Source organism: Streptomyces sp. NBC_01571, assembly GCF_026339875.1.
Lineage (GTDB): Bacteria > Actinomycetota > Actinomycetes > Streptomycetales > Streptomycetaceae > Streptomyces.
On sequence record NZ_JAPEPZ010000001.1, the window covers coordinates 6,436,387 to 6,459,962 of the forward strand.

Sequence of the window (23,576 nt, forward strand, 5' to 3'; positions counted from 1 at the left end):
GGCGTTGTGAGAGGCTGGGGCGCATGAACCGGCTGGCTGGTGTGACCTCGCCTTATCTGCTTCAGCACGCTGACAATCCGGTCGACTGGTGGCCCTGGACGCCGGAGGCTTTCGAGGAAGCGCGGCGGCGTGACGTCCCCGTCCTGCTGTCGGTCGGCTACTCGGCATGCCACTGGTGTCACGTCATGGCGCACGAGTCCTTCGAGGACGAGACGACGGCCGCGTATCTGAACGAGCACTTCGTGAGCGTCAAGGTGGACCGCGAGGAGCGTCCGGACGTCGACGCGGTCTACATGGAGGCCGTGCAGGCGGCCACCGGCCAGGGCGGCTGGCCCATGACCGTCTTCCTGACGCCCGAGGCCGAGCCCTTCTACTTCGGGACGTACTTCCCGCCCGTCCCCCGCCACGGCATGCCCGGCTTCCGGCAGATCCTGGAGGGCGTGCACGGCGCCTGGGCCGAGCGGCGCGACGAGGTCGCCGAGGTCGCGGAGAAGATCGTGCGGGACCTCGCCGGACGCGAGATGAGCTTCGGGGACGACCGGGTGCCCGGCGAGGAGGAGCTGGCCGGGGCGCTGCTCGGACTCACCCGGGAGTACGACGCCGCCCGCGGCGGTTTCGGCGGGGCGCCCAAGTTCCCGCCGTCCATGGTCGTCGAGTTCCTGCTCCGTCACCACGCCCGCACCGGCTCCGAGGGCGCCCTCCAGATGGCGCGGGACACCTGTGAGCGGATGGCGCGCGGCGGGATCTACGACCAGCTCGGCGGAGGGTTCGCCCGGTACTCCGTCGACCGCGAGTGGGTGGTCCCCCACTTCGAGAAGATGCTCTACGACAACGCGCTGCTCTGCCGTGTCTACGCGCACCTCTGGCGTGCCACCGGCTCCGAGCTCGCCCGCCGGATCGCCCTGGAGACCGCCGACTTCATGGTGCGTGAACTGCGGACCGCCGAGGGCGGTTTCGCCTCCGCGCTCGACGCCGACAGCGACGACGGGAGCGGGCGGCACGTCGAGGGCGCGTACTACGTGTGGACGCCCGAGCAGCTGCGCGAGGTCCTGGGGGACGACGCCGAACTCGCCGCCCAGTACTTCGGGGTGACCGCGGAGGGCACCTTCGAGGAAGGTTCCTCCGTGCTGCAACTCCCGCAGCAGGAAGGCGTGTTCGACAGCGAGAAGGTGGCCGGCGTGCGCCGTCTGCTGCTGGCCGCCCGGTCGGACCGCCCGGCGCCCGGCCGTGACGACAAGGTCGTCGCCGCGTGGAACGGGCTCGCGATCGCCGCGCTCGCGGAGACCGGCGCGTACTTCGACCGCCCCGACCTGGTGGACGCCGCGATCGGCGCCGCCGACCTCCTCGTACGCCTGCACATGGACGACCGGGCGCGGCTGGCCCGTACCAGCCGGGACGGCCGTGCCGGCGCGAACGCGGGGGTGCTGGAGGACTACGCCGACGTCGCCGAGGGCTTCCTCGCGCTGGCCTCCGTGACCGGCGAAGGCGTCTGGCTGGAATTCGCCGGGTTCCTCCTCGACCATGTGCTCGCGCAGTTCACCGACCCCGAGTCGGGCGGTCTGTACGACACCGCGGCCGACGCGGAGCAGCTCATCCGCCGCCCCCAGGACCCGACCGACAACGCCACGCCCTCCGGCTGGAGCGCGGCGGCCGGCGCCCTGCTGTCGTACGCCGCGCACACCGGTTCCGAGCCTCATCGCGCCGCCGCCGAGCGGGCGTTGGGCGTGGTGAAGGCGCTCGGGCCGCGCGCTCCCCGCTTCGTCGGCTGGGGGCTGGCGGTCGCGGAGGCGCTGCTCGACGGGCCGCGCGAGATCGCGGTCGTGGGGCCGGCCGGCGACGCCATGACCCGGGCGCTGCACCGGACGGCGCTGCTGGGCACCGCGCCGGGTGCCGTCGTCGCCGTGGGTGCCGCGGAGAGTGACGAGCTTCCGCTGCTCGCCGACCGCCCGCTGGTGGACGGGGGACCGGCCGCGTACGTCTGCCGTAACTTCACCTGTGATGCTCCGACGACCGATCCCGACCGTCTTCGTACGGCTCTGAGCGGCTGAAACGGCTGATCCCCAACCGACTCAAACGCGACGAGCGTTCGATTTGTTCAGCAAATCATCCGAGTGTGATGAAACGTGGTCTTCACCGGAACAACCTGTGAGCTTCACAGATCACCCATAGTCTCTGCTCGGTGACGCGGCGGATGTGACACGCCGTCGCGCCTGGGGGATTTGGGGATCTGGGGGGATCTGTTGCTCACGTCTGTCTTCATCGCTGCCGTTTCGCTGGCCCTTTTCTGGATGGCCGCCTTCACCCTGTGGTGGCAGATGCACGCGTGGCGTACGCCCGAAGTGCTGGCTTCCACCCGCTTCAGCAGACCGGACGGCGGTGACCGGCTCGCCTTCTCGCTGCTGCTGCCGGCCCGCCACGAACAGGCCGTGCTCGACCACACCATCCAGCGGCTGCTGGAGTCGAGCCACACGGACTTCGAGATCATCGTCATCGTCGGACACGACGATCCGGAGACCACCGAGGTCGCCCGGCAGGCCGCGGCCCGTGACGCACGGGTGCGGGTCGTCGTCGACCAGCACGAACGGAAGAACAAGCCGAAGGCCATGAACACGGCGCTGCCGCACTGCCGCGGCGACGTCGTGGGAGTCTTCGACGCCGAGGACCAGGTGCACCCGGAACTGCTCGCCCATGTCGACCACGCGTTCCGCACGACGGGTGCGGACGTCGTCCAGGGCGGGGTCCAGCTCATCAACTTCAACTCCAGCTGGTACAGCCTCCGCAACTGCCTGGAGTACTTCTTCTGGTTCCGCTCACGGCTCCATCTGCACGCGCAGAAAGGATTCATTCCGCTCGGCGGAAACACCGTGTTCGTCCGGACGGACGTGCTGCGGGAGGCCGACGGCTGGGATCCCGACTGCCTCGCCGAGGACTGCGACCTGGGGGTGCGCCTGTCCAGCGTCGGCAAGAAGGTCGTCGTCGCCTACGACTCCGACATGGTCACCCGGGAGGAGACCCCCGGCACCCTGATGTCGCTGCTCAAGCAGCGCACCCGCTGGAACCAGGGCTTCCTGCAGGTCTACCGCAAGAAGGACTGGAAGCAACTGCCGGGCTTCTGGCAGCGGTTGCTGGCCCGCTACACGCTCATGACGCCGTATCTGCAGGCGGTCTCCGGTGTGGTCATCCCGCTCGACGTGGCCGTCGCGCTCTTCCTCGAGGTGCCCGTCGGCATCGCCTTCATCACCTTCCTGCCGGCCGTGACCGCCCTGGTCACCTTCGTCTTCGAACTCGTCGGACTGCACGACTTCGGCAAGCAGTACGGACTCCGCGTCCGCTTCGTGCACTATCTCAAGCTCGTCGTCGGCGGCCCCTTCTACCAGGTGCTCCTCGCCGGCGCGGCCGTCCGGGCCGTGTGGCGTGAGCAAAGGGGCCGGAACGACTGGGAGTTGACCAGTCACATCGGCGCGCACCTCACGGAGGCCGAAGTCGCCCGCTAGGGCCTGAAGCGATCCGTCAGGCCCGATGAGCGATCCGCCAGGGCCTGAAGTGATCGGCCAGAGCCTGAAGCGAGCCGCCAGGACCTGAAGCGACCCGCCGGGGACCCGCCCGGCGGACCGACGTCGGTTCCGCATGCCGTGGTTCCAGGAGCCCTGCCCGCGAACGCCCTGAACCTGTCGATACGTCCCGAAAGTCCCGAGAGGACCTTCCGCGTGACCTCCACTCTTCCCGCGGCGACCACTTCCACGGTCCCCGCGCAACGGCCCTCCGCGTCCGAAACCGTCCACGACCTCCCTCCGCGCAGGCGGCTGCGCACCTCGCGCGCCGACCTCGCCCTGTGCGGTGTGCTGCTGCTGGCGATCATCGTCGTGCAGGGCTGGAACATCGCCGACTACCCGACCCTCAGCGACGACGAGGGCACCTATCTCGCCCAGGCCTGGGCGGTGCAGCAGGGCAGGGGCCTCGCCCACTACACGTACTGGTACGACCACCCGCCCCTCGGCTGGATCCAGATAGCCGCCCTGACCTGGATCCCCGCCCACCTCGCTCCCTCGCAGATGACGGTCGGCCCGATGCGGGTGACGATGCTCGCGGTCAGCGCCGTCAGCGCCGTGCTCCTGTACGTCCTCGCGCGCCGTCTCTCGCTGCCGCGCTGGGCGGCCGGGCTCGCGATGGTCCTCTTCGGCCTCTCGCCGCTGTCGGTCGTGCTCCAGCGCGAGATCTTCCTCGACAACATCGCGGTCATGTGGACGCTGCTCGCGTTCTGCCTCGCCGCGTCCCCGAACCGCCACCTGTGGCACCACTTCGGGGCAGGCGTCGCCGCCGCGGCCGCCGTGCTCACCAAGGAGACGATGCTGGTCGTCCTCCCCGCCCTGCTGGTCACCCTGTGGCGGCACGGCCACCGCGACACCCGCAAGTTCGCGCTCACCGGAGCCGTCACCGCCTGCGCCCTGATCGGCCTCGCCTATCCGCTCTTCGCCCTGCTCAAGGGCGAGCTCTTCCCCGGCGCGGGCCATGTCTCGCTCTGGGACGGCATCACGTACCAGATGAGCCGGCCGGGCTCCGGCTTCGTCCTCGACCCCGGCTCCGGCTCGTACGGCGTGCTGCACTCCTGGCTCTACTACGACCGCGTACTGCCCCTCGGCGGCCTCGCCGGAGCCCTGCTCCTCCTGGTCACCTGGCGCTGGTCGCTCACCGCCCGCGCCCTGGCCGGACCCGCGCTCACCGTCGCGATCCTGGCCCTGGTGGCACTGCGCCCGAGCGGTTACCTGCCCGCGATGTACGTCATCCAGGCGCTGCCGTTCCTCGCGCTCGTCCTCGCCGGGGGCACCGCGAGCGTGCTCCACGCGGTGCTGCGCCGACGCCGCGACACCGCGGAGAAACCCGTCCTCACCTGGGGACGGCGGGTGACGGCGGCCGCGCTCGTGGCGGTGGCCGCCGGGTTCGTCCTGCCGCGCTGGTACGACGGCGACCACACCGCCGTCACCGCCGACGCCAACGCCCCCTACCGGGCGGCTGCTTCCTGGCTGAGGACCGAGGTGCCGGACCCGGCGGGCACCCGGGTCCTGGTGGACGACGCGCTCTGGCTCGACCTGGTGCACGACGGTTACCGGCCCGGCCTCGGGGTCATCTGGTTCTACAAGGCGGACCTCGACCCGGCGGTGACCAGGACGATGCCGGGCGGCTGGAAGGACATCGACTACGTCGTCGCCTCCCCGACCGTGCGGCGCGACGCGGTGGACCTGCCCCACGTCAGGTCGGCCATCGAGCACTCCACGCCGGTCGCCACCTTCGGCAGGGGAGAGGACCGCATCGAGATCCGGCGGATCACCGCGAGCACCACCACGTCGAGCACCGGAGGCAGTCGATGAGCAGTTTCGAGAGCACGGTCCCCGGTGAGCTGGGCGTTCCGGCGGCAGGAGCGGCGGAGGTTCCCGAACCGGGTGCGGTCACCATCGTCGTACCGACCTTCAACGAGGCCGGCAACGTCCCCGAACTGCTGCGCCGGATCACCGAGTCGGTACCGGCCCGGCTGCCCTGCGAGGTGGTCTTCGTGGACGACTCCACCGACGACACCCCCGAAGTGATCGCCCGGGTCGCGCAGGACTGCCCGTTCCCGGTGAGCGTGCTGCACCGCGAACGGCCCACCGGCGGCCTCGGCGGCGCGGTCGTCGAGGGGCTGAGGGCGGCGACCTCCGACTGGATCGTCGTCATGGACGGCGACCTGCAGCACCCGCCGTCCCTGGTACCGGAACTGGTGGCCTCCGGAGAGCGATCCGGTGCCGGCCTCGTCGTCGCCAGCCGCTACGTCAAGGGCGGCAGCCGCGCGGGACTCGCCGGCGGCTACCGCATCGCCGTCTCACGCGGCGCGACCTGGCTGACCAAGACCCTCTTCCCGCGCCGACTGCACGGCATCAGCGACCCGATGAGCGGCTTCTTCGCGATCCGCCGCAGCGCGGTCACCGCCGACATCCTCCAGCCGCTCGGCTACAAGATCCTCCTCGAACTCGCCGTACGCAGCCGCCCCCGCCGGGTCACCGAGGTGCCCTTCGTCTTCCAGGACCGGTTCGCCGGCGAGTCCAAGTCGACCGCGCGGGAGGGCTTCCGTTTCCTGCGCCACCTGGCCGGGCTGCGCACCGCCTCTCCGGTCGCCCGGATGGTCGTCTTCGGGCTGATCGGCGCCACCGGCTTCCTGCCCAACCTGCTCGGCCTGTACGCGCTCACCGCCACCGGCCTGCACTACCTGCCGGCGGAGATCCTCGCCAACCAGTTCGGTGTCGCCTGGAACTTCCTGCTCATCGAGCACCTGCTGTTCCGTGAACGCCGCAGGCACCGCAACCGCTGGGACCGCGTGGGCCGCTTCGCCCTGCTCGCCAACGCCGATCTGGTGCTGCGCATCCCCCTGATCGCCCTGTTCGTCCACCACTTCGGAATGGGCGCGCTGTCCGCCACCGCCCTGGCGCTGGTGACGACCTTCGTCCTGCGCTTCGCGGGCACCGAGGCGCTGGTGTACCTGCCGCGCCGCAGCCGTGCGGCCGCGGACGGGAGCCGCAGCGGCGACCGCGACCGCGACCGCGACCGCGACCGCGACCGCGACCGCGACCGCACAGCAAGGAGAGCCGTGTGAAATTCCTGGTCCGACCACGACGCAGAACCTCACTCCTGGCCGTGGCGGGTCTGGCCGCCGGGCTGCTGCTCGTCTCGCCGCAGTCCGCCTCGGCCGCGAACCTCGTCACCAACCCGGGCTTCGAGACCGCCGGTACGGACGGCATGCCGTACTGCTGGGAGAAGTCCGGCTGGGGCGACAACGACTTCACGTTCGCCACGGTGAGCGGATCCCACTCCGGCTCCAAGGCCATGAAGGTCAGCGTGACCCGGCGGGTGGACGGCGACCGCAAGGCGCTGATCACGGAGTCCGCGACCTGTGCGCCGGTGGTCACCGCGGGCACGCAGTACGACCTGGGCCTCTGGTACAGAACGACGACTCCCGATGCCTCGATCACTCTCTTCCGGCACGACGCGACGGCGGGCTGGCAGTACTGGACCGACCTCAAGACCCTGGACATGGCGGCCGCCTGGACCCCGGCGAGCGTCCGTACGCCCGCCGTCCCGGCCGGTACCGACCGGATCACCTGGGGTGTCTCGGTGTACGGCACCGGCTCGGCGACCACCGACGACTACACGATGGAGCAGGTCGTCGACCCGATCCCGCCGGCCACCTGCACCGGCACCGCCGATCAGTGCGCGGGCGGCCGCTGGGACGTGCTCCCGACCCAGAACCCGGTGCGCTCCATGCACTCCGTCGTCCTCAACAACGGCAAGGTGCTGCTGATCGCCGGGTCCGGAAACAGTGAGGAGAACTTCGACGCGGGCACGTTCACCAGCGCGGTCTACGACCCGGTGAACGGCACCTACAAGGTGATCCCCACGCCGAAGGACATGTTCTGCGCGGGGCACGTCCAGCTGGCCGACGGGCGGGTGCTGGTGATGAGCGGCAACAAGGCGTTTCCGGTCGCGGGCGGCCACGGTTACGAGGGGTACAAGGAGTCGTACGTCTTCGACCCCGTCACCGAGACGTACAGCAGGACGAACGACCTGAACGACGGCCACTGGTATCCCTCGGCCACCGAGCTCGGCAACGGTGACGTCATCTCGTTCGGCGGACTGCGCGAGGACTCCACCGGTTCGGTGACCGCCGAGCGCTGGTCGGCGCGGCAGCAGCAGTGGCTGCCGCTCTGGCAGGTCAACCAGACCTGGTCGTACTGGGGTCTGTACCCGTCGATGATCCTGATGCAGGACGGGCGGCTCTTCTACTCGGGCAGTCACGTCTTCGGCAACGGCACCCCGGGTACCGGCTCGGCGATCTACGACTACGACGCGAACACGGTGACGGCGATCCCGGGGCTGCGGAACAAGGACGAGCGCGACCAGTCCGCCAGCGTGCTGCTGCCCCCGGCCCAGGACCAGAAGGTCCTCACGCTCGGCGGCGGCAACATCGACTCCAACCCGGAGGCGGGCCGGCTCACCGACGTCATCGACCTCAAGGCCGCGAACCCGGCGTACACGACGGGTCCGCAGATCCCGCAGGGCACCGTCGACCTCGGCAACGGCAGGGTCCCGGAGACGGGCGGTCAGGGCAAGATGTACGTGTCCGCCGTCCTGCTGCCCGACGGCAAGGTGCTGGAGACGGGCGGCGGTCTGCACAACCGTGCCGACCCCGTCTACGAGGCGTCGATCTACGACCCGGCCTCCTCCACCTTCGATCCGGTGGCCGCCGACCCCGAGGCGCGCGGCTACCACTCGTCCGCGTTCCTGCTGCCCGACGGCCGCGTCATGGCCACCGGCGACAACCCGGGCAACGGCACCTGGAACCACAACGTGTCCCTCTACACGCCGCCCTACCTGTTCAAGGGCACCCGCCCGGCCATCACCTCCGTGATCGACAACGAGTGGGTGTACGGGGACACCCAGCGCATCACGGTCGACCGGCCCGTCGTGAGGGCGGAGCTGATCCGGCCCGCCGCGGTGACGCACTCGTCCGACCCCAACCAGCGGTTCGTGGACCTGCCGCTGAGCGTGGACGGCGACAACGTCGACCTGAACGTGACCAGCAACCCCGACATGGCGCCGCCGGGCTGGTACATGCTCTTCGCGGTCGACGCCAACGGGGTCCCGTCGGTCGCCAAGTGGGTGCATCTGCAGGGCCCGTCGGCGTTGGCCACGGACACCGCCTCGGCGCACGCCCACTCCTTCGCCGACTCCCTGGAGGGCACGGTCACCAAGGGGGGCAAGAGGCGGAGTTCGCAGAAGGTCAGCACCACGATCTCCGGCTGCGACCGGCACTACGGCAGCGTCAACGTCTGTGTGCCGACGGTCTTCCCGGCCGACGTCGGAAAGGCGACGGCCCCGCGCTGCGCGTGGCTGAAGACGAACGGCTACGGCCGACTCGAGGTCAACGGCAAGGACGACCCGCTGGGTCTCGACCCGAACAGGGACGGGGTGGCCTGCGACGCCAGGGATGTGAAGCGCGGCTGAGGGCTGTCCCGTGATCCCCGGCGGGCGCACGACGACAGCTACGGCACCTCGCCGCGTTGTCGGATCGCCCGAATACGCCCAGCATGAGGACGACCCTCCGCCTTGCGATGCACCGCATCCGACGCCGCGCGCTGATCCACCGGGGATTACGGGACAGCCCCTAGCGCCGCGGCACGTCCTAGCTCTCGACCGGCCCGAACTCCGCGAGGGCGCGCACCACGATGGCCTCCAGGCTCTCGTGGTGCGCGCCCCTCCAGTAGGCGCGCCCGCACTCCCGGCACTGCGCGAACACGTCGTACGACTGCTCGGTGCCGCTCTCCAGCTGGCCGGCGACCTGTTCCTTGGCGGCTTCCCGGAGCAGACCGTTGCAGGCGGTGCAGCGCGTCCAGGGCTTCAGCTCGGGCGCGAACCGGCCCAGGACGTCCCGGAGTTGGTCGTCCGGCCGGGTGCTGTAGACGAACGCGCCCGCCCACAGTTCGCGGCGGCGCAGCAGCCCCCGGTCGCGGCTGAGCATGACACGCCGCTCGGCCGCGGAGCGGGTGGCGAGGGCGGGGTCACCGATGTCCGTGGACTCGTAGGCCACGTCGACGCCGAGGAGGCGCAGGCGGCGGGCGAGGGTGCCGAGGTGGACGTCGAGGAGGAAGCGGAGCGGGGCGCCGGGGACCCGCTGCGGGCGCTCGACCGGTCGTACGTGTACGGACTCGCCGGCCGCCGGGACGTGTGACACCGGGACCTCGCGGCCGTCCACGACCAGGGCGCCGACCTCGGTCAGCGGGACGCCGAGCGACTCGACGACGTGGCCGAGGGTCGAGGAGCCGTCGGTGGTGACGGCGGTGGCGCCGGAACGCCGTGCGTGCGGCACGAACAGGCCCAGCTCCGGGGCGAAGGCGACGAGGATCTCCGGTCCGTTCACCCGGTCAGGATGTCATGAGCCCTTCGCCACCGGCAGGCCGTGTTCCAGGACGTCCACCGCGCGGTCGACGACGTCGGCGAAGTCCTCCTGATGGTTGCCCTCGGCCCAGTAGAGCGAGGTCTCCAGCAGACCTCCGATCAGCGACATCGCGAAGACGCGCACTTCGAGGCTGTCGGGATCCCGGCCGACGCGTTCCGCGATCGCCCGGCACAGCAGGCGGCCGGTGACGGACATGCTCTCCATCATCCGGGAGCGGACCGCGGGGATCTCGACCATCAGCCGGGTCCGCAACCGGGTCACCTCGGGCTCCTCGGAGTTCCCGAGGCCGATGGCCCTCCTCAGCACGTACCGCAGGGATTCGAACCACGGTTCGTCCGCGGGCCGTGCCCGCAGCTCCTCCTCGAGGAGCGCGTCGTACTCGTCCGTGAGGACGATGTCCTCCTTGGCCGGGAAGTAGCGGAAGACCGTGGACGGGGAGACCTCGGCCGCCTCCGCGATCTGCTCGACGGTCGTCGCGTCGTACCCCTGCTCCTGGATCAGCCGGTACGTCGCCTCACGGATCGCGATCCGGGTCTTCATCTTCTTCCGCTCCCTGAGCCCCGGCTGGGTGCCCGGGGCGGGAGGGGAGCTGTGTGCGGTGGCGGCCATGACGCTCATTGTCGGGCATCGGCGGGCGTGGGAACCATGCCGGTGTCCTCCTCGGGTGCGTGGGCGCGGGCCGGCTCGGGGTTCGGCAGCAGTGCCGCGGCGAGCAGCGCGGTGACGAGTGCCGCGATCCCGCTGACCAGCAGGACCAGGTCCATGCCGTGGAGGTAGGAGGCGTTCGCGGAGGCCGCGAGGGCGTGGTCGCCGAGCCGTGCCGCGACCACGTGGGCGCCGACCACCGAGTCCGCGGCGGTGTCCGCGGCCGCGTGCGGGAGACCGGCGGTGTCGAGCCGGTCGCCGTACGTGCTCGCCAGCAGTGAGCCGAGCAGCGCGATTCCGATCGCGCTGCCCACCTGGCGCACGGTCATGAGGAGTCCCGAGCCGCTGCCGGCGCGGTCGCGGGGCAGTGCGCCGAGGGCGGCGGACATCGCGGGCACCACGGCGAAGCCGAAGCCGAGTCCGGCGATCGACAGCCACAGGGCGGTGAAGCCGTAGCCGTCGTCGACGGACGTTCGGCTGCCGAGGACCGCGGCGAAGGCGAGGGTGAACAGGCCCCCGCTGATCACCGCCCGCGCCCCGAACCTGGCCAGCAGCGGCTGGGCGCCCCTGGAGGCGATCAGCAGTCCGCCCATCATCGGCAGCATCCGCACCCCGGTGCCGAACGCGTCGTGTCCGAGCACCGCCTGCAGATACTGCGGCAGCACGAACATCAGCCCGGACAGCACGAACATCACGAGGGTCGCCGCGAGCGTGTTGAGCAGGAAGCCGCGCCGGGCGAGAAGGGAGAGGTCCAGCATCGGGCGGGGGCTGCGGCGCTCGCGGACGACGAGCAGCGCGATCAGGACGAGGGAGGCCGCGAAGAGGCCGAGGATCAGCGGATCGCCCCAGCCGCGGTCCGGGGCTTCGATGATCGCGTAGATGAGGATGCTGAGGCCGGCCGCGGTGAGCGCCGTGGAGACGATGTCGACCTTGGGCGAGGCCGGGTCGCGGGTCTCGGGGAGCAGGAAGACGCAGGCGGCGATGCCGATCGCGGCCATGGGCACGTTGACCAGGAAGACCGAGCCCCACCAGAAGTGGTCGAGCAGCCAGCCGCCGAGGATCGGGCCGAGCGGCAGGCCCAGCGCGGAGGCGGCGGAGACCGCGCCGACGGCCTTGGTGCGTTCTTCGGGTCCGAACAGCGACGGCAGGACGGCCATCGCGAGCGGCATCACGAGCGCGCCGCCGACCCCCATCAGCGCGCGGGCGACGATCAGCGGGGCGACGTCGTCGACCAGCGCGCCCACCAGGGAGCCGGCCAGGAAGATGCCGAGGCCGGTGATGAGCATCCGGCGCCGTCCGAAGCGGTCGCCCAGCAGGCCCGCCGGCAGCATCAGCGCGGCGAAGACGACGACGTAGGCGTCCGCCATCCACTGCTGTTCGCCCGTGCTCGCGTCCAGGTCACGGGCCATCGTCGGCAGCGCCACATTGAGGATCGTCATGTCGAAGCCGAGCACGAGCATGCTCGCGACCAGGGCCCCGAGGGCCCACCAGCGGCGGGGGTCGCGCCCCACGGCCTCGTTCTGAGTGAGAGTCACCATGAAATGAGAGTAGCTCTCAAAAGATGGCTACCGTCAATAAGGTGTACCTGTCGGGTTGTCGCGATGCCGCGGGGTGTTCCGGGCACGGCAAAGGGCCGCGGCTCGTGAGCCGCGGCCCTGGGGAGGCCGGAAGGGTGCCGGGAAGAGCCCGGCTCGTGGGGGTCAGCCGTGCTGGTAGGCCACCAGCGAGATGCCCACGTAGTGCACGACGAACGCCGCGAGGGTGAGGGAGTGGAAGACCTCGTGGAAGCCGAACCAGTGGGGGGAGGGGTTGGGGCGCTTGATCCCGTAGATCACTCCGCCCGCGCTGTAGAGCAGGCCGCCGACGATCACCAGGACGAGAACGGCGATCCCGCCCGTCCGCATGAAGTCCGGGAGGAAGAAGACGGCGGCCCAGCCCATCGCGATGTAGCAGGGGGTGTAGAGCCAGCGGGGCGCGCCGACCCAGAAGACCCGGAAGACGATGCCGGCCGCCGCGGCGCCCCAGATGCCCCACAGGAGCCACTGCCCCTTGGCCTCCGGGAGCAGCAGCATCGTCAGCGGCGTGTAGGTGCCCGCGATGATCAGGAAGATGTTGGCGTGGTCGAGTCTGCGCAGCACGCCGTCCATGCGCGGGCTCCAGTTGCCGCGGTGGTAGAGCGCGCTGACCCCGAACAGCAGGCAGGCGGTCAGGACGAAGATTCCGCAGGCGATGCGGCCGCGGGTCGAGCTCGCGAGGGCGGTGAGCACCAGGCCGGAGATCAGGACGGCCGGGAACATGCCGAGGTGCAGCCAGCCGCGGAGCTTGGGCTTGACCGGATGTGATTCCGGCTGCGACAGGGGTGGCGCTACGGGGCCGCGGCCTGCGGCCGGCGAGTCCGTGGGCGCGTCGGGGACGGGCGCAGTCATACGCCGAATCGTACCTACGGAACCGTAAGTTACGTATCAGTACGGCGCGCCGACCGGTCAAGAACAGCCATCTTCTCACGCTCCTGACCTGCTGCGGCGTCCAGGCAAAAAATCCTTCAGCTGAACCCCGCATGGACGCAAAGAAGCGCGGGTACGCGTGGCGATGCTCACGCCGCTCAGGTGTGAGGCCCTCTGGACATATGGGCGAATGCGTCGGATGATCAAATGAGTGCGGTCGGCACCGGATGAGCGCCAGGGTTCCCTCACCGTGAAGCATCCGGGTCGCAGCCCCCAAGGGGCACAACAAACAAAACCCCTCATCTAGGAGCAATCGTGGCGCGCGACATCGCGGCTCCCTCCACCGTTCCCACCCAGCACAAGGACCTGATCTCGTGGGTCAACGAGATCGCCGAACTGACGCAGCCGGACAGCGTGGTCTGGTGTGACGGATCCGAGGCCGAGTACGAGCGGCTGAGCGAGGAGCTCGTGCGGAAGGGCACCTTCAAGAAGCTCGACCCGATCAAGCGCCCCAATTCCTACTACGCCGCTTCCGACCCGACCGATGTCGCGCGGGTCGAGGACCGGACGTTCATCTGCTCCGAGAAGGAGGAGGACGCGGGCCCGACCAACCACTGGAAGGCCCCCGCCGAGATGCGGGAGATCTTCAGCGGCGAGCAGGGCGTCTTCCGCGGCTCGATGAAGGGCCGGACGATGTACGTCGTCCCGTTCTGCATGGGCCCTCTCGGCTCCGACCTCTCCGCGATCGGCGTGGAGATCACCGACTTCGCCTACGTCGCCGTCTCCATGCGCACCATGACCCGCATGGGACGGCCCGTCCTGGACGAGCTCGGCACCGACGGCTTCTTCGTGCGTGCCGTGCACACGCTCGGGGCGCCGCTCGCCGAGGGCGAAGCCGACGTGCCGTGGCCGTGCAACTCCACGAAGTACATCTCGCACTTCCCGGAGACCCGCGAGATCTGGTCGTACGGCTCGGGCTACGGCGGCAACGCGCTGCTCGGCAAGAAGTGCTACGCCCTGCGCATAGCCTCCGTCATGGCACGGGACGAGGGCTGGCTCGCCGAGCACATGCTCATCCTGAAGCTGACCCCGCCGCAGGGCGGGTCCAAGTACGTCGCCGCGGCCTTCCCGAGCGCGTGCGGCAAGACCAACCTCGCCATGCTGGAGCCCACGGTCTCCGGGTGGACGGTCGAGACCATCGGTGACGACATCGCCTGGATGCGGTTCGGCGAGGACGGCCGGCTGTACGCGATCAACCCCGAGGCCGGCTTCTTCGGCGTCGCGCCCGGCACCGGCGAGCACACCAACGCCAACGCGATGAAGACGCTCTGGGGCAACTCGGTCTTCACCAACGTCGCTCTGACCGACGACAACGACATCTGGTGGGAGGGGATGACGGAGGAGACTCCCGCCCACCTCACCGACTGGAAGGGCAACGACTGGACGCCGGAGTCCGGCACCCCGGCCGCCCACCCCAACGCCCGCTTCACCGTCCCCGCGGACCAGTGCCCGATCATCGCGCCCGAGTGGGAGGACCCCAAGGGCGTGCCGATCTCGGCGATCCTCTTCGGCGGACGCCGCGCCACGGCCGTACCGCTGGTGACGGAGTCCTTCGACTGGAACCACGGTGTCTTCCTCGGCGCGAACGTCGCCTCCGAGAAGACCGCCGCCGCCGAGGGCAAGGTCGGTGAACTGCGCCGCGACCCGTTCGCGATGCTGCCGTTCTGCGGCTACAACATGGGCGACTACATGGGGCACTGGATCGACGTCGCCAAGGACAAGGACCAGGCGAAGCTCCCGAAGATCTACTACGTGAACTGGTTCCGCAAGAACGACGCGGGCAAGTTCGTGTGGCCGGGCTTCGGCGAGAACAGCCGTGTCCTGAAGTGGATCGTGGACCGCCTCGACGGTCGTGCCGAGGGCGTCGAGACCCCCATCGGCGTCCTGCCGGCCAAGGGCGCCCTGGACACCAAGGGGCTCGACCTCTCCGAGTCGGACCTCGACTTCCTGCTCACCGTCGACAAGGAGGTGTGGCGCGAGGAGGCGGCGCTCGTGCCCGAGCACCTCAACACCTTCGGCGAGCACACCCCGAAGGAGCTGTGGGACGAATACCGGGCGCTGGTGCAGCGTCTCGGCTAGGTCGTGTCCGTCCCTTCCCGCCGGGCGCCGGCCGCCCGACGGGAGGAGACCGACGCGCCCTCGGCGCCCCCACCCACTCCGCGGCCGGCCGGACTTGCCCTGACCTGCGACGTCGCCAGGGCCGGCCGCGGTGACAGCACCCCGCCGGGGCTCCGCACGACCGTGTGCGGGGCCCCGGCTTCCGGCCACCCCCGCACCCAGCCGGGCGACCGGGCCGGTCACTGCGAGCGGCCGCGGTCCTCCAGATAGCGCGTGTGCGTCTCCTGGCGTCGCGCCTCGGCCTCCCGCAGGACCGCCGCCAGCCGGTCGGCCTCCTCGTGCAGCAGGGTGAGCTGCCGCTCCAGATGCCGCTCCGGCGGCTCCGTGCCGGGCGTCAGCCGGGTCCACCACCGGGTTCGTACAAAGGTGTCGACGGACTCGGGAATGTCCTGCCGCACGGCACGGGACAGCGCGTGCACGCCCTCCGGGTCGCGCGCGAGGACCTCGGCGACCCAGCCGGGGTCCAGCAGGGCGGCCAGGAGCTCGCTCAGCTCGGTGAGCCGGCCCGCCGCCGCGGGCGGCAGCTCGACGCCGTCCAGGTACTCGCGCAGGGTGGCGAAGTCGGCCCGCAGCTCCTCCAGTTGAGCGGAGGGGTCGGGGAAGTCAGGGAGCGGCGGGCGCTCCGGAGGCGCGATCAGCGCGCCCGCGCCGTACAGACCCGCGACGACGACGGGCCAGTACACGCCCGCCAGCCCCGTGAAGGTCAGCGCCAGCCCACCGAGCCCGCAGGCACTGCCGGTCAGGTTCTTCCGGGACTCCAGATAGCCCACGACCCTATTGGTAGCCACGGATCTCCTCGAAGGCGCCGTCGAGCGAACCCTTGCGGGCGTCGAAGAGACGGCCGCCGGTCAGGTCGGCGATGTGCCCCAGCTCGTCACGGTCGGAGTCGCCGAAGAGGATCGGGAAGACGGGGATCTCCCGCTGCGCGCCGGGCAGCTTGCGGTAGAAGCCGCCGAAGTGCCCGGGACCCGAGCCCGTCGTGTTCTCGCCGTCGGTCATCAGCACGATCGACGTGAACGTGTCGTCGCCGGCCCCCAGATGCTCGTACGCCTTCTCCAGCGAGGTGTAGATCGCGGTGTCGCCCGAGGCACTGAGTGCCCGGGTGTCCGCCCGGATGCCGTCCAGCCCGGCCTCCGGGTCGGCGGGCCGCACCAGGTGTGTGCGGACGCTCTTCACGTCCGATCCGAACGGCATCAGCGTCACCTCCTCGCGTTCGCGGAAATCGCCCGTCAGCGAGGTGAGCGACTTCTTCAGCCGGTCGAGCCGGCTGCCCCGCATCGAGCCGGAGGTGTCGAGGACGTACACGGTCCGGGAGGGCCGGCGGAGTTGGTTCTCGTACGAGTCGAGGAGCCGGTCGGCGACGGACCGGCTGCCGGGGAAGGGGAGTTCGCGCCGTCGGCTCCTGTCGAGGCCGGCCGCCGGGGCGACGGAGGCGACCACCGGGCGGCGCAGCGTGCGCTCGGTGATGAGCCGCTGGACGGCCGGGGTGCGCAGCGCCTCGGTGAGACGCCGGACGGTCTCCCGGGTGCCCTTGTCCGTGGCGGCGAGCGAGGAGAGCGGGTAGTCGGCGGTCACGACGCCGTCGCGCGGCCGGATGACCGTCAGGTCCTTCATCCCCTTGAGGACGGACTCGTAGTTGAGCAGGGCGTCCACGGTGCCGCGGCGCCGGTACGCGCTCGCCAGCCAGCCGGAGGAGCCCGAGGTCAGCTTCTGCCCCTTGAAGAAGTCCTTGAGACGCGGAGTCGCCTTGTCCACGTCCGCGTCGGTGAGCGCCGACTGCGCTCCGGACAGGCCCGAGGCGACCGAGATCAGGGTGGAGAAACCGGAGTTGGAGCGGGCCGGGTCGGTCATGCCGTACGTCAGCCGGCCGTCCGCCACCGCCTGCTCCACCTGCGGCCAGGTGACGTCGTCGGGCTTCCAGCCCAGGGCTCTCACGGTCGCCGGCTTCACCCCGATGGCCACCGGGCTCGACATGACCGGCGTCTCCGAGACGACCTTCCTCGCCGCCTCGGGCCGCAGCCGCAGATAGTCGTTGGACGACAGCCACAGCGCGTCGTAGGAGCCGTCCACCTTGCCGCGCGCGAGGAGGTCCACGGCGGCGAGGGTGCCCATATAGGTGGGGCGGACCGTGATGCCGGTGTCCTTGCGGACCTGCTCCAGCACCGGCCGCATGTCGCCGAGTTCGCTGGAGGCGAGGACGCGCAGAGTGCCCGGTTCGGGCGCGTTCTTCCCGGGCTGCCGCTCCTGCTGCGGATGTGACGTGCAGGCCGTCAACAGCGCGAGTACGGCGAGGGCGGTCAGTCGTGGTCTCACGCGGACCCTCCGTCCAGGGCGCCGCGCGACCTGCTGCGCTCCAGGTAGACGCTCGCCTGCTGGAGTTCCGAGGTCAGGGACTCCACGGTCGCCGCCATCGACTCGGTGGCCTGCGCCTTGTAGGTGTCGATGGCGTCGAGGGTGCGGTAGATCTGCTGGAACGCGGTACGGAGGGTCTCCGCGCCGACGGCCGGGTCGGCGGCGATGCGCTGGATCTCGCCGCTCTGCGTGGCGAGCATCTCGGCGTTGCCGCGGATCAGTTCCTCCGTGGTGCCGCGCAACGCGTTGACCTGGTCGACGACCTTGCGCTGGTTGTCCAGGGCGGAGGCGAGCATCACGGAGATGCGCAGGGCGGAGACCGTGGTGGTGGCGGCGCGGTCGACGCCCTTGATGAGTTCGTCGTTGTTGCGCCGGACCACGTCCATGGCCAGATAGCCCTGCGCGCACACCGCGAGCTGGGTCAGCAGGTCCTGGTGCTTCTGGCGCACCGGGAAGAGGACGTCGGAGCGGAGGGTGTCGGCCTGCGTGGGGTCGGCGGCGTCGATGCCCGCGATGTGCTCCTCGACGGCCGTGTCCAGGGCCTGGGTCAGCACCACGTACTCCTGGAGCTTGCCCATCGTCTCCCAGAGCCGGACCCGCTCGGTCTGCAACGCCGCGTTGTCACGCCGCAGTTCGTCCTGACCGCCGCGCAGGGAGCCCACGATCTTGTTCAGAGTGGCGTGTGAGGAGGCGTACTTGGCGACGTGGTCGCGCAACCTGTTGCCGCCCGGCAGCCGCGACAGGAGCTTGCGCCCCTTGCTCGCGGGCAGGTCGCGCGGGTCCAGGTCCTCCACCACGCGCCGGAGTTCGACGAGCGAGCCCGCGACGTGCGACTGCGCGTCCTCGCCCTTCGAGGGCAGGCTGCGCAGGGTGCGCTCCAGCATGCGGTTGGACTGCGCGGCGGCTCCCCGCATCTCGCTCGCGCCCAGTCCCGCGATCTCTCCGACCTTGCCCGCGAACTCGGGTGAACGGGCGTCCAGCGAGGCGAGTCCGCCGATGTACTCCGCGGCCCGGCGCGCCATCTCGTCCTGCACGGACGGATCGACGGGGACGAGCCCGCCGGCCTTCTCGCGCGGCACGGGCGCGACGGCCTCGGGCGGCGTGAGGGTGAACGTGTCCTCGATGCTCATGATGTGCTTCCCCCCTGGCCCTTCGCCCGGCGTGCCATCTCGTGCAATACCGCGGAGGCGGGCACGGGCGCCTGCCGGACGCCGGTCAGTTTCTGGTTGAGATAGGTGGCGTGGGCGGCGGTCGCCGCCGTGAACTCCGCGCTCGCGCCCTGCGGCCGGAACCCGTGCCTGACGGCCAGCCTGCGCAGAACCGGGTCGCTGCTGAGGAGTTCACCGAGCGCGCGGCCGGCCTCCGTCAGCGGTACGACCGTGTGGTCGCTGTTCGCGGTGGTGTCCGGGTACAGGACCGTGAGGTCACCGACGTCCTGGCCCTGGGCGAGCAGCGAGGCGACCTGGGACTCGTACACGAGCACGAGCGGGTTTCCGGCCCCGCTGACGAAGTCCCGGAACGCGGCGTCCGTGCTGGTCTGCTGGGCGCCCTGGACGCTGATGAGCTTGCGCATGAGGGGCGCGGTGCGGGTGATGGCGGCGGTGTCCGCGGCGACCCGGCCGCCGTCGGCGACGTACGAGGCGGCGGCGAGGTAGAGCGCGCCGGAGTTGGAGGTGGCGGGGTCGGTGGTGGCGATGTACAGCGTGCCCGTCAGCTCGCCGTGCGCGCCGGCCCCCTTGAGCTGTTGCCAGGTCCGGTCGTACTCGGCGGCCTTGAGGTAGGCGGCCATCCTGAGCGTGCCGGAGCCCTTGCCGACCGTCGCGAGCCCGTTCGCCGCCAGCACCTCGGCGGCGCTGCGGTGGGCGACGACCACGAGGGGCGAGTAGAAGGGGCGCGGCAGCGGCTGCCGCGCGTGGTACTTGGCTGCGAGCTCGTCGGCCGGGGCCTGGCTCGCGGGGAAGGCGAAGTCGTACCCCTTGAGGTCCAGGCCCTCCATGGCCCAGGACCCGGAGGTCTCCGTCTTCACGGTGTAGCCCTTGGCGGCGAGGGCCTTCACCACGTCGGGGTCGGCGAAGAACTCCGCCTTCTCCGAACCGATCACTCCGTGCACGGTCTTCGTTGCCGTGCCCGTGTCCTGACCTTCGCGGCCCGCTACGACGGCTGCTGCCACGCCGCCGATCAGCAGGACCGCCAGGACGATTCCCACGATGCGTCTCACACCGAGGAGAGTGCTCCCGGAATCCAACGTTCCCGGAGGCACCGGGTGAACGGGGAGTGACCGACCTATCCCGGTATGCAACCGGAAGGGCCGCCTCCCGTGGTGCGGCCCGTCACCAGGGGACGTTGCCCGACGCCTCGACGAACGCGCAGGTGGGCGCGTCGGCTCCGGCGGCGGCCGTGGCGACGACGATCTCGGCGCCCTGCTCGACGCTCAGTGTCCCGGCGTGGCCGTTGAGGTCGGTCGCGGTGAAGCCGGGAGTCACGGCGCTGATCCGGATCTCCGGGAACGACTTGGCGTACAGCACCGTCAGCATGTTCAGTGCCGCCTTGGAGGAGTTGTAGGCGAGCAGCGGCACCCAGGTCGGCAGCAGCGTGGTGCTGTCCGGCAGGGAGTTGACGGTGAGGGAGCCCAGGGCGCTGGTGACGTTCACGACGACCGGGTCCGCGGCCTTCCGCAGCAGCGGGAGGAAGGCGTGCACGGTGCGGACGACACCGAAGACGTTGGTGTCGTAGACGCGTTGGACGTCGGCGGCGGTGAACTCCTCGACGGGTTTGGCGGGTTGGTTGATTCCCGCGTTGTTGACGAGGACGTCCACATGTCCGGCCTCCTCACGCACACGGTCCGCGGCGGCCCGCACGGACCCGTCGTCGGTGACGTCGAGCAGCAGCGGCCGGGCGCCCAGCGCGTCGGCGGCCCGCCGGCCCCGGTCGGCGTCGCGGGCGCCGAGGTACACGGTGTGGCCCCGCTCGACGAGTCGGCGGGCGGTCTCGAATCCGATGCCCTTGTTGGCTCCGGTGATCACGGTGATGGTCATGACTCCACTGTGCGCGCGGTCCGGGCGCGCGGGCAGGGCCCCCGACATCGGGGGGTCCGGCAGTACCAGGCTGCGCGGTCCGCGGGGGAGCACCATGGAGGGATGAGCGCGGAGCGGGCGGCACACGGGGAGCAGCGGGCGGCACACGGAGCACACGGAGCACTCGGCACGACGCTGCGGCACTGGCGCGACCGGACGACTCCTCGGGAGGCCGGACTGCCGACGGGCGGTGTACGGCGGGCGCCCGGGCTGCGCCGGGAGGAGCTGGCGCAGCTCGCCGGGCTCTCGGTGGACTACGTCACCCGTCTCGAACGGGGTCGGGCCACCTCTCCCTCCGACCAGGTCCTCACCGCGCTCTCCCGCGCGCTGCGTCTGTCGGAGGCGGAGCGCGACCACCTGTTCCGGCTGGCCGGCCAGGCGCCGCCCGCGGCCGGGCACATCTCGCGGCACGTCCCGCCCAGCGTCCAGCGGCTGCTGGACCAGCTGCGGCTCGCGCCCCTGGGGGTCCACGACGCGGCGTACGACCTGATCTCGTGGAACCCGTTGTGGGCCGCGCTGGTCGGCGATCCCTCCGAGTGGCGGGGGCGGGAGCGCAACTACGTGTGGCGGCAGTTCGCGGGGCTGCCGACCCGGGTCACGCACACGCCGGAGCAGCTGACGAGGCTGGAGGCGGCCCTCGTGTCGGATCTGCGGTCCGCCACCGCCCGCTATCCCGAGGACCGGGGACTGCGGTCGCTCATCGCGGACCTGCGGCGGGAGAGTGACCGGTTCCGCACCCTGTGGGCCGCGCACACGGTCGGATTCCACACGGCCGACACCAAGACGGTCCACCATCCCGAGCTCGGGACGATCGTCGTGGACTGCGACACCCTCACGGTGCCCGGCGCGGATCTGCGGATCACGGTCTGCTCGGCGGCGCCGGGCACGGAGGCGGCGGAGCAGCTGGCGCTGCTCGCGGCGGTGGGGCTGCAGACGACAGCCGTGACCCCCGGCTGACGGGTGGGATGTGTGGCACCCGGTCCGCGCGTCGCTGCGGGTGCACGCGGACCGGGGCCGTAAGGGGGAGCGCCGGGCTCAGTGGGAGGCGAGGGTACGGGGGTCGGTCGCCAGGGCGTGGGCGTCCATGCGCTCGGCGGCCAGGATCGCGGCCGCCGTGTCCGCGCGGGAGGCGGCGACGACGAGGGCGCGTCCGGCGAGGGCGTGGGCGCGCTGGTGGAGGGCGTGGGCGCGGGGTTCGGGGGCGGCGGCGGACGCGCGGACCGGCGCGATGCCTCCCCGGAGCCGCGCCACCTGTTCGGCGAGGCGCGAGGCCGCGGTGTCCAGGTCGGGGGAGGGCGCGAGCGCACGGATCTCGTCCGTCACGGCGAGGAGGGCCGCGAGATGCCCGGCGAGCTGGATGTCCAGCTCCTCCTCGCGCGAGCGGTGGGGGAAGTCCGAGGGCGCGCCGGTCGCCGTGTGGACCGACTTGGTGCGGATCGGTTCGTACATGGGACGGCCTCCTGTGCGCTCGCAGGAAACCATCCTAGCTTGGATTGCGTCTAAAGTTGAGCCAGGTCGCGCATCTGGCTCCGGCGGGTACGCAGGGTGAGGGTCAGGGCTGGCCGTACCCGTCCAGGAAGGTGCCGATCCGGGTCACCGCGTCGGTCAGATCACCCACGGTCGGCAGGGTGACCACCCGGAAGTGGTCGGGCTCCGGCCAGTTGAAGCCCGTCCCCTGGACGACCATGATCTTCTCGCGGCGCAGCAGGTCGAGCACCATCTGCCGGTCGTCCTTGATCTTGAAGACCTTCGGATCGAGCCGCGGGAAGAGGTACAGCGCGCCCTTCGGCTTCACGCAGCTCACGCCCGGGATCTGGGTCAGCAGCTCGTACGCGACGTCCCGCTGCTCCTTCAGGCGCCCGCCCGGCAGGACGAGCTCGCCGATCGTCTGCCGGCCGCTCAGCGCGGCGACCACGCCGTGCTGACCCGGCATGTTCGCGCACAGCCGCATGTTCGCGAGGATCGTCAGGCCCTCGATGTAGGAGTCGGCGTGGGCGCGGGGGCCCGAGATCGACATCCAGCCGACGCGGTAACCGGCCACCCGGTAGGCCTTCGACATGCCGTTGAAGGTGAGGGTGAGCAGGTCGGGGGCGACCGCGGAGGTGGGGGTGTGCGTCGCGTCGTCGTAAAGGATCTTGTCGTAGATCTCGTCCGAGCAGACGAGCAGGTTGTGGCGGCGGGCGATGTCGGTGAGTCCGCGCAGCATCGCCTCGTCGTACACCGCGCCCGTCGGGTTGTTCGGGTTGATGATGACGAGCGCCTTGGTGCGGTCGGTGACCTTCCGCTCCACGTCCGCGAGGTCGGGCATCCAGTCGGACTGCTCGTCGCAGTGGTAGTGGACGGCGGTGCCGCCGGACAGGGACACGGCCGCGGTCCACAGCGGGTAGTCCGGTGCCGGTACGAGCACCTCGTCGCCGTCGTCGAGCAGGCCCTGCATCGCCATCACGATCAGCTCGGACACGCCGTTGCCGATGAAGACGTGCTCGACGTCCGTCTCGATGCCGAGGGTCTGGTTGTGCATGACGACGGCGCGGCGGGCGGCCAGCAGGCCCTTCGCGTCGCCGTAGCCGTGAGCCGAGGAGACGTTGCGGAGGATGTCCTCCAGGATCTCCGGCGGGCACTCGAACCCGAAGGCGGCCGGATTGCCGGTGTTCAGCTTGAGAATCCGGTGCCCCGCGGCTTCCAGCCGCATCGCCTCCTCGAGCACCGGGCCCCGGATCTCGTAACAGACGTTGGCGAGCTTGGTCGACTGGATCACCTGCATGTCCGTGAGCTTACGGCCGCGTAACGCTTCACGGGGCGTGTTTTCCACCACGTGAGACGTGGTGTTTTGGGTGCCTTTCGTCCCGTGCCCTTGCCGTGGACCCCGTGATCACCGGCGTACGCGCCGGTGTCCTGGCA

General features: G+C 70.8%; 18 protein-coding genes. 7 read left to right on the forward strand and 11 right to left on the reverse strand.

Features of this window, described 5'->3' with window-relative positions; translation table 11 throughout:
- The first annotated feature begins 23 nt into the window (after positions 1 to 23).
- The 5 genes from OHB41_RS29150 to OHB41_RS29170 all read left to right on the forward strand — a co-directional run bounded on the left by OHB41_RS29150 (position 24) and on the right by OHB41_RS29170 (position 9,030).
- Positions 24 to 2,048, forward strand: coding sequence for a thioredoxin domain-containing protein (locus OHB41_RS29150; protein WP_266701073.1), 2,025 nt, complete (start codon positions 24 to 26; stop codon positions 2,046 to 2,048).
- A gap of 192 nt (positions 2,049 to 2,240) precedes the next feature.
- Positions 2,241 to 3,494: a glycosyltransferase gene (locus OHB41_RS29155; RefSeq protein ID WP_266701074.1), complete on the forward strand. Its 1,254-nt coding sequence runs from the start codon at positions 2,241 to 2,243 to the stop codon at positions 3,492 to 3,494.
- Between the two features lie 213 nt (positions 3,495 to 3,707).
- Positions 3,708 to 5,366 carry a phospholipid carrier-dependent glycosyltransferase gene (locus OHB41_RS29160; RefSeq protein ID WP_266701075.1) on the forward strand — a complete coding sequence of 553 codons (1,659 nt, stop codon included), beginning with the start codon at positions 3,708 to 3,710 and terminating at the stop codon, positions 5,364 to 5,366.
- Positions 5,363 to 6,622 carry a glycosyltransferase gene (locus OHB41_RS29165; RefSeq protein WP_266701076.1) on the forward strand — a complete coding sequence of 420 codons (1,260 nt, stop codon included), beginning with the start codon at positions 5,363 to 5,365 and terminating at the stop codon, positions 6,620 to 6,622. Before OHB41_RS29160 ends, OHB41_RS29165 begins: the two co-directional genes overlap by 4 nt.
- Positions 6,623 to 6,627: 5 nt before the next feature.
- On the forward strand, positions 6,628 to 9,030 hold the full coding sequence (locus OHB41_RS29170; RefSeq protein ID WP_266706213.1) for a galactose oxidase early set domain-containing protein: 2,403 nt from the start codon (positions 6,628 to 6,630) through the stop codon (positions 9,028 to 9,030).
- Positions 9,031 to 9,208: 178 nt separating this feature from the next.
- Here the strand turns inward: OHB41_RS29170 and OHB41_RS29175 are convergent, their stop codons facing one another.
- The 4 genes from OHB41_RS29175 to trhA form a co-directional block, all read right to left on the reverse strand.
- Positions 9,209 to 9,943, reverse strand: coding sequence for a Mut7-C RNAse domain-containing protein (locus tag OHB41_RS29175; RefSeq protein ID WP_266701077.1), 735 nt, complete (start codon positions 9,941 to 9,943; stop codon positions 9,209 to 9,211).
- A 12-nt stretch (positions 9,944 to 9,955) separates the two neighbouring features.
- Positions 9,956 to 10,600, reverse strand: coding sequence for a TetR/AcrR family transcriptional regulator (locus OHB41_RS29180; RefSeq protein ID WP_526024974.1), 645 nt, complete (start codon positions 10,598 to 10,600; stop codon positions 9,956 to 9,958).
- Positions 10,597 to 12,165, reverse strand: a complete 1,569-nt coding sequence (locus OHB41_RS29185; protein ID WP_266701079.1) for an MFS transporter — start codon at positions 12,163 to 12,165, stop codon at positions 10,597 to 10,599. Before OHB41_RS29185 ends, OHB41_RS29180 begins: the two co-directional genes overlap by 4 nt.
- Positions 12,166 to 12,327: 162 nt before the next feature.
- Positions 12,328 to 13,053 (reverse strand): PAQR family membrane homeostasis protein TrhA, encoded by a 726-nt coding sequence (gene trhA, locus OHB41_RS29190; RefSeq protein WP_266701080.1) that lies wholly within the window; start codon positions 13,051 to 13,053, stop codon positions 12,328 to 12,330.
- 333 nt (positions 13,054 to 13,386) lie between these two features.
- Here trhA and OHB41_RS29195 point away from each other — a divergent pair, with 333 nt between their 5' ends.
- Positions 13,387 to 15,210, forward strand: coding sequence for a phosphoenolpyruvate carboxykinase (GTP) (locus OHB41_RS29195; RefSeq protein WP_266701081.1), 1,824 nt, complete (start codon positions 13,387 to 13,389; stop codon positions 15,208 to 15,210).
- A 218-nt stretch (positions 15,211 to 15,428) separates the two neighbouring features.
- Here OHB41_RS29195 and OHB41_RS29200 read toward each other — a convergent pair whose 3' ends face one another.
- The 5 genes from OHB41_RS29200 to OHB41_RS29220 all read right to left on the reverse strand — a co-directional run bounded on the left by OHB41_RS29200 (position 15,429) and on the right by OHB41_RS29220 (position 20,636).
- The gene (locus OHB41_RS29200; protein ID WP_266701082.1) at positions 15,429 to 16,037 is read right to left on the reverse strand and encodes a hypothetical protein; all 609 of its coding nucleotides are present in this window, start codon (positions 16,035 to 16,037) and stop codon (positions 15,429 to 15,431) included.
- Positions 16,024 to 17,562 carry a substrate-binding domain-containing protein gene (locus OHB41_RS29205; RefSeq protein ID WP_526024975.1) on the reverse strand — a complete coding sequence of 513 codons (1,539 nt, stop codon included), beginning with the start codon at positions 17,560 to 17,562 and terminating at the stop codon, positions 16,024 to 16,026. Before OHB41_RS29205 ends, OHB41_RS29200 begins: the two co-directional genes overlap by 14 nt.
- Positions 17,559 to 18,731: a toxic anion resistance protein gene (locus tag OHB41_RS29210; RefSeq protein ID WP_266701083.1), complete on the reverse strand. Its 1,173-nt coding sequence runs from the start codon at positions 18,729 to 18,731 to the stop codon at positions 17,559 to 17,561. Before OHB41_RS29210 ends, OHB41_RS29205 begins: the two co-directional genes overlap by 4 nt.
- Entirely contained in the window at positions 18,728 to 19,819 is a 1,092-nt protein-coding gene (locus tag OHB41_RS29215; protein WP_266701084.1) for a substrate-binding domain-containing protein, read from the reverse strand. Before OHB41_RS29215 ends, OHB41_RS29210 begins: the two co-directional genes overlap by 4 nt.
- Before the next feature lie 112 nt (positions 19,820 to 19,931).
- Positions 19,932 to 20,636 (reverse strand): SDR family NAD(P)-dependent oxidoreductase, encoded by a 705-nt coding sequence (locus tag OHB41_RS29220; protein WP_266701085.1) that lies wholly within the window; start codon positions 20,634 to 20,636, stop codon positions 19,932 to 19,934.
- A 102-nt stretch (positions 20,637 to 20,738) separates the two neighbouring features.
- On the opposite strand from OHB41_RS29220, the gene OHB41_RS29225 reads away from it, so the two are divergent.
- Positions 20,739 to 21,632 (forward strand): helix-turn-helix transcriptional regulator, encoded by an 894-nt coding sequence (locus tag OHB41_RS29225; protein WP_266701086.1) that lies wholly within the window; start codon positions 20,739 to 20,741, stop codon positions 21,630 to 21,632.
- Positions 21,633 to 21,710: 78 nt separating this feature from the next.
- Here OHB41_RS29225 and OHB41_RS29230 read toward each other — a convergent pair whose 3' ends face one another.
- Both OHB41_RS29230 and OHB41_RS29235 read right to left on the reverse strand, forming a co-directional pair.
- Complete coding sequence (locus tag OHB41_RS29230) at positions 21,711 to 22,124, reverse strand: SCO4983 family protein (protein ID WP_266701087.1); 414 nt, start codon at positions 22,122 to 22,124, stop codon at positions 21,711 to 21,713.
- A gap of 103 nt (positions 22,125 to 22,227) precedes the next feature.
- The gene (locus OHB41_RS29235; protein ID WP_266701088.1) at positions 22,228 to 23,439 is read right to left on the reverse strand and encodes a pyridoxal phosphate-dependent aminotransferase; all 1,212 of its coding nucleotides are present in this window, start codon (positions 23,437 to 23,439) and stop codon (positions 22,228 to 22,230) included.
- Positions 23,440 to 23,576 lie beyond the last annotated feature (137 nt).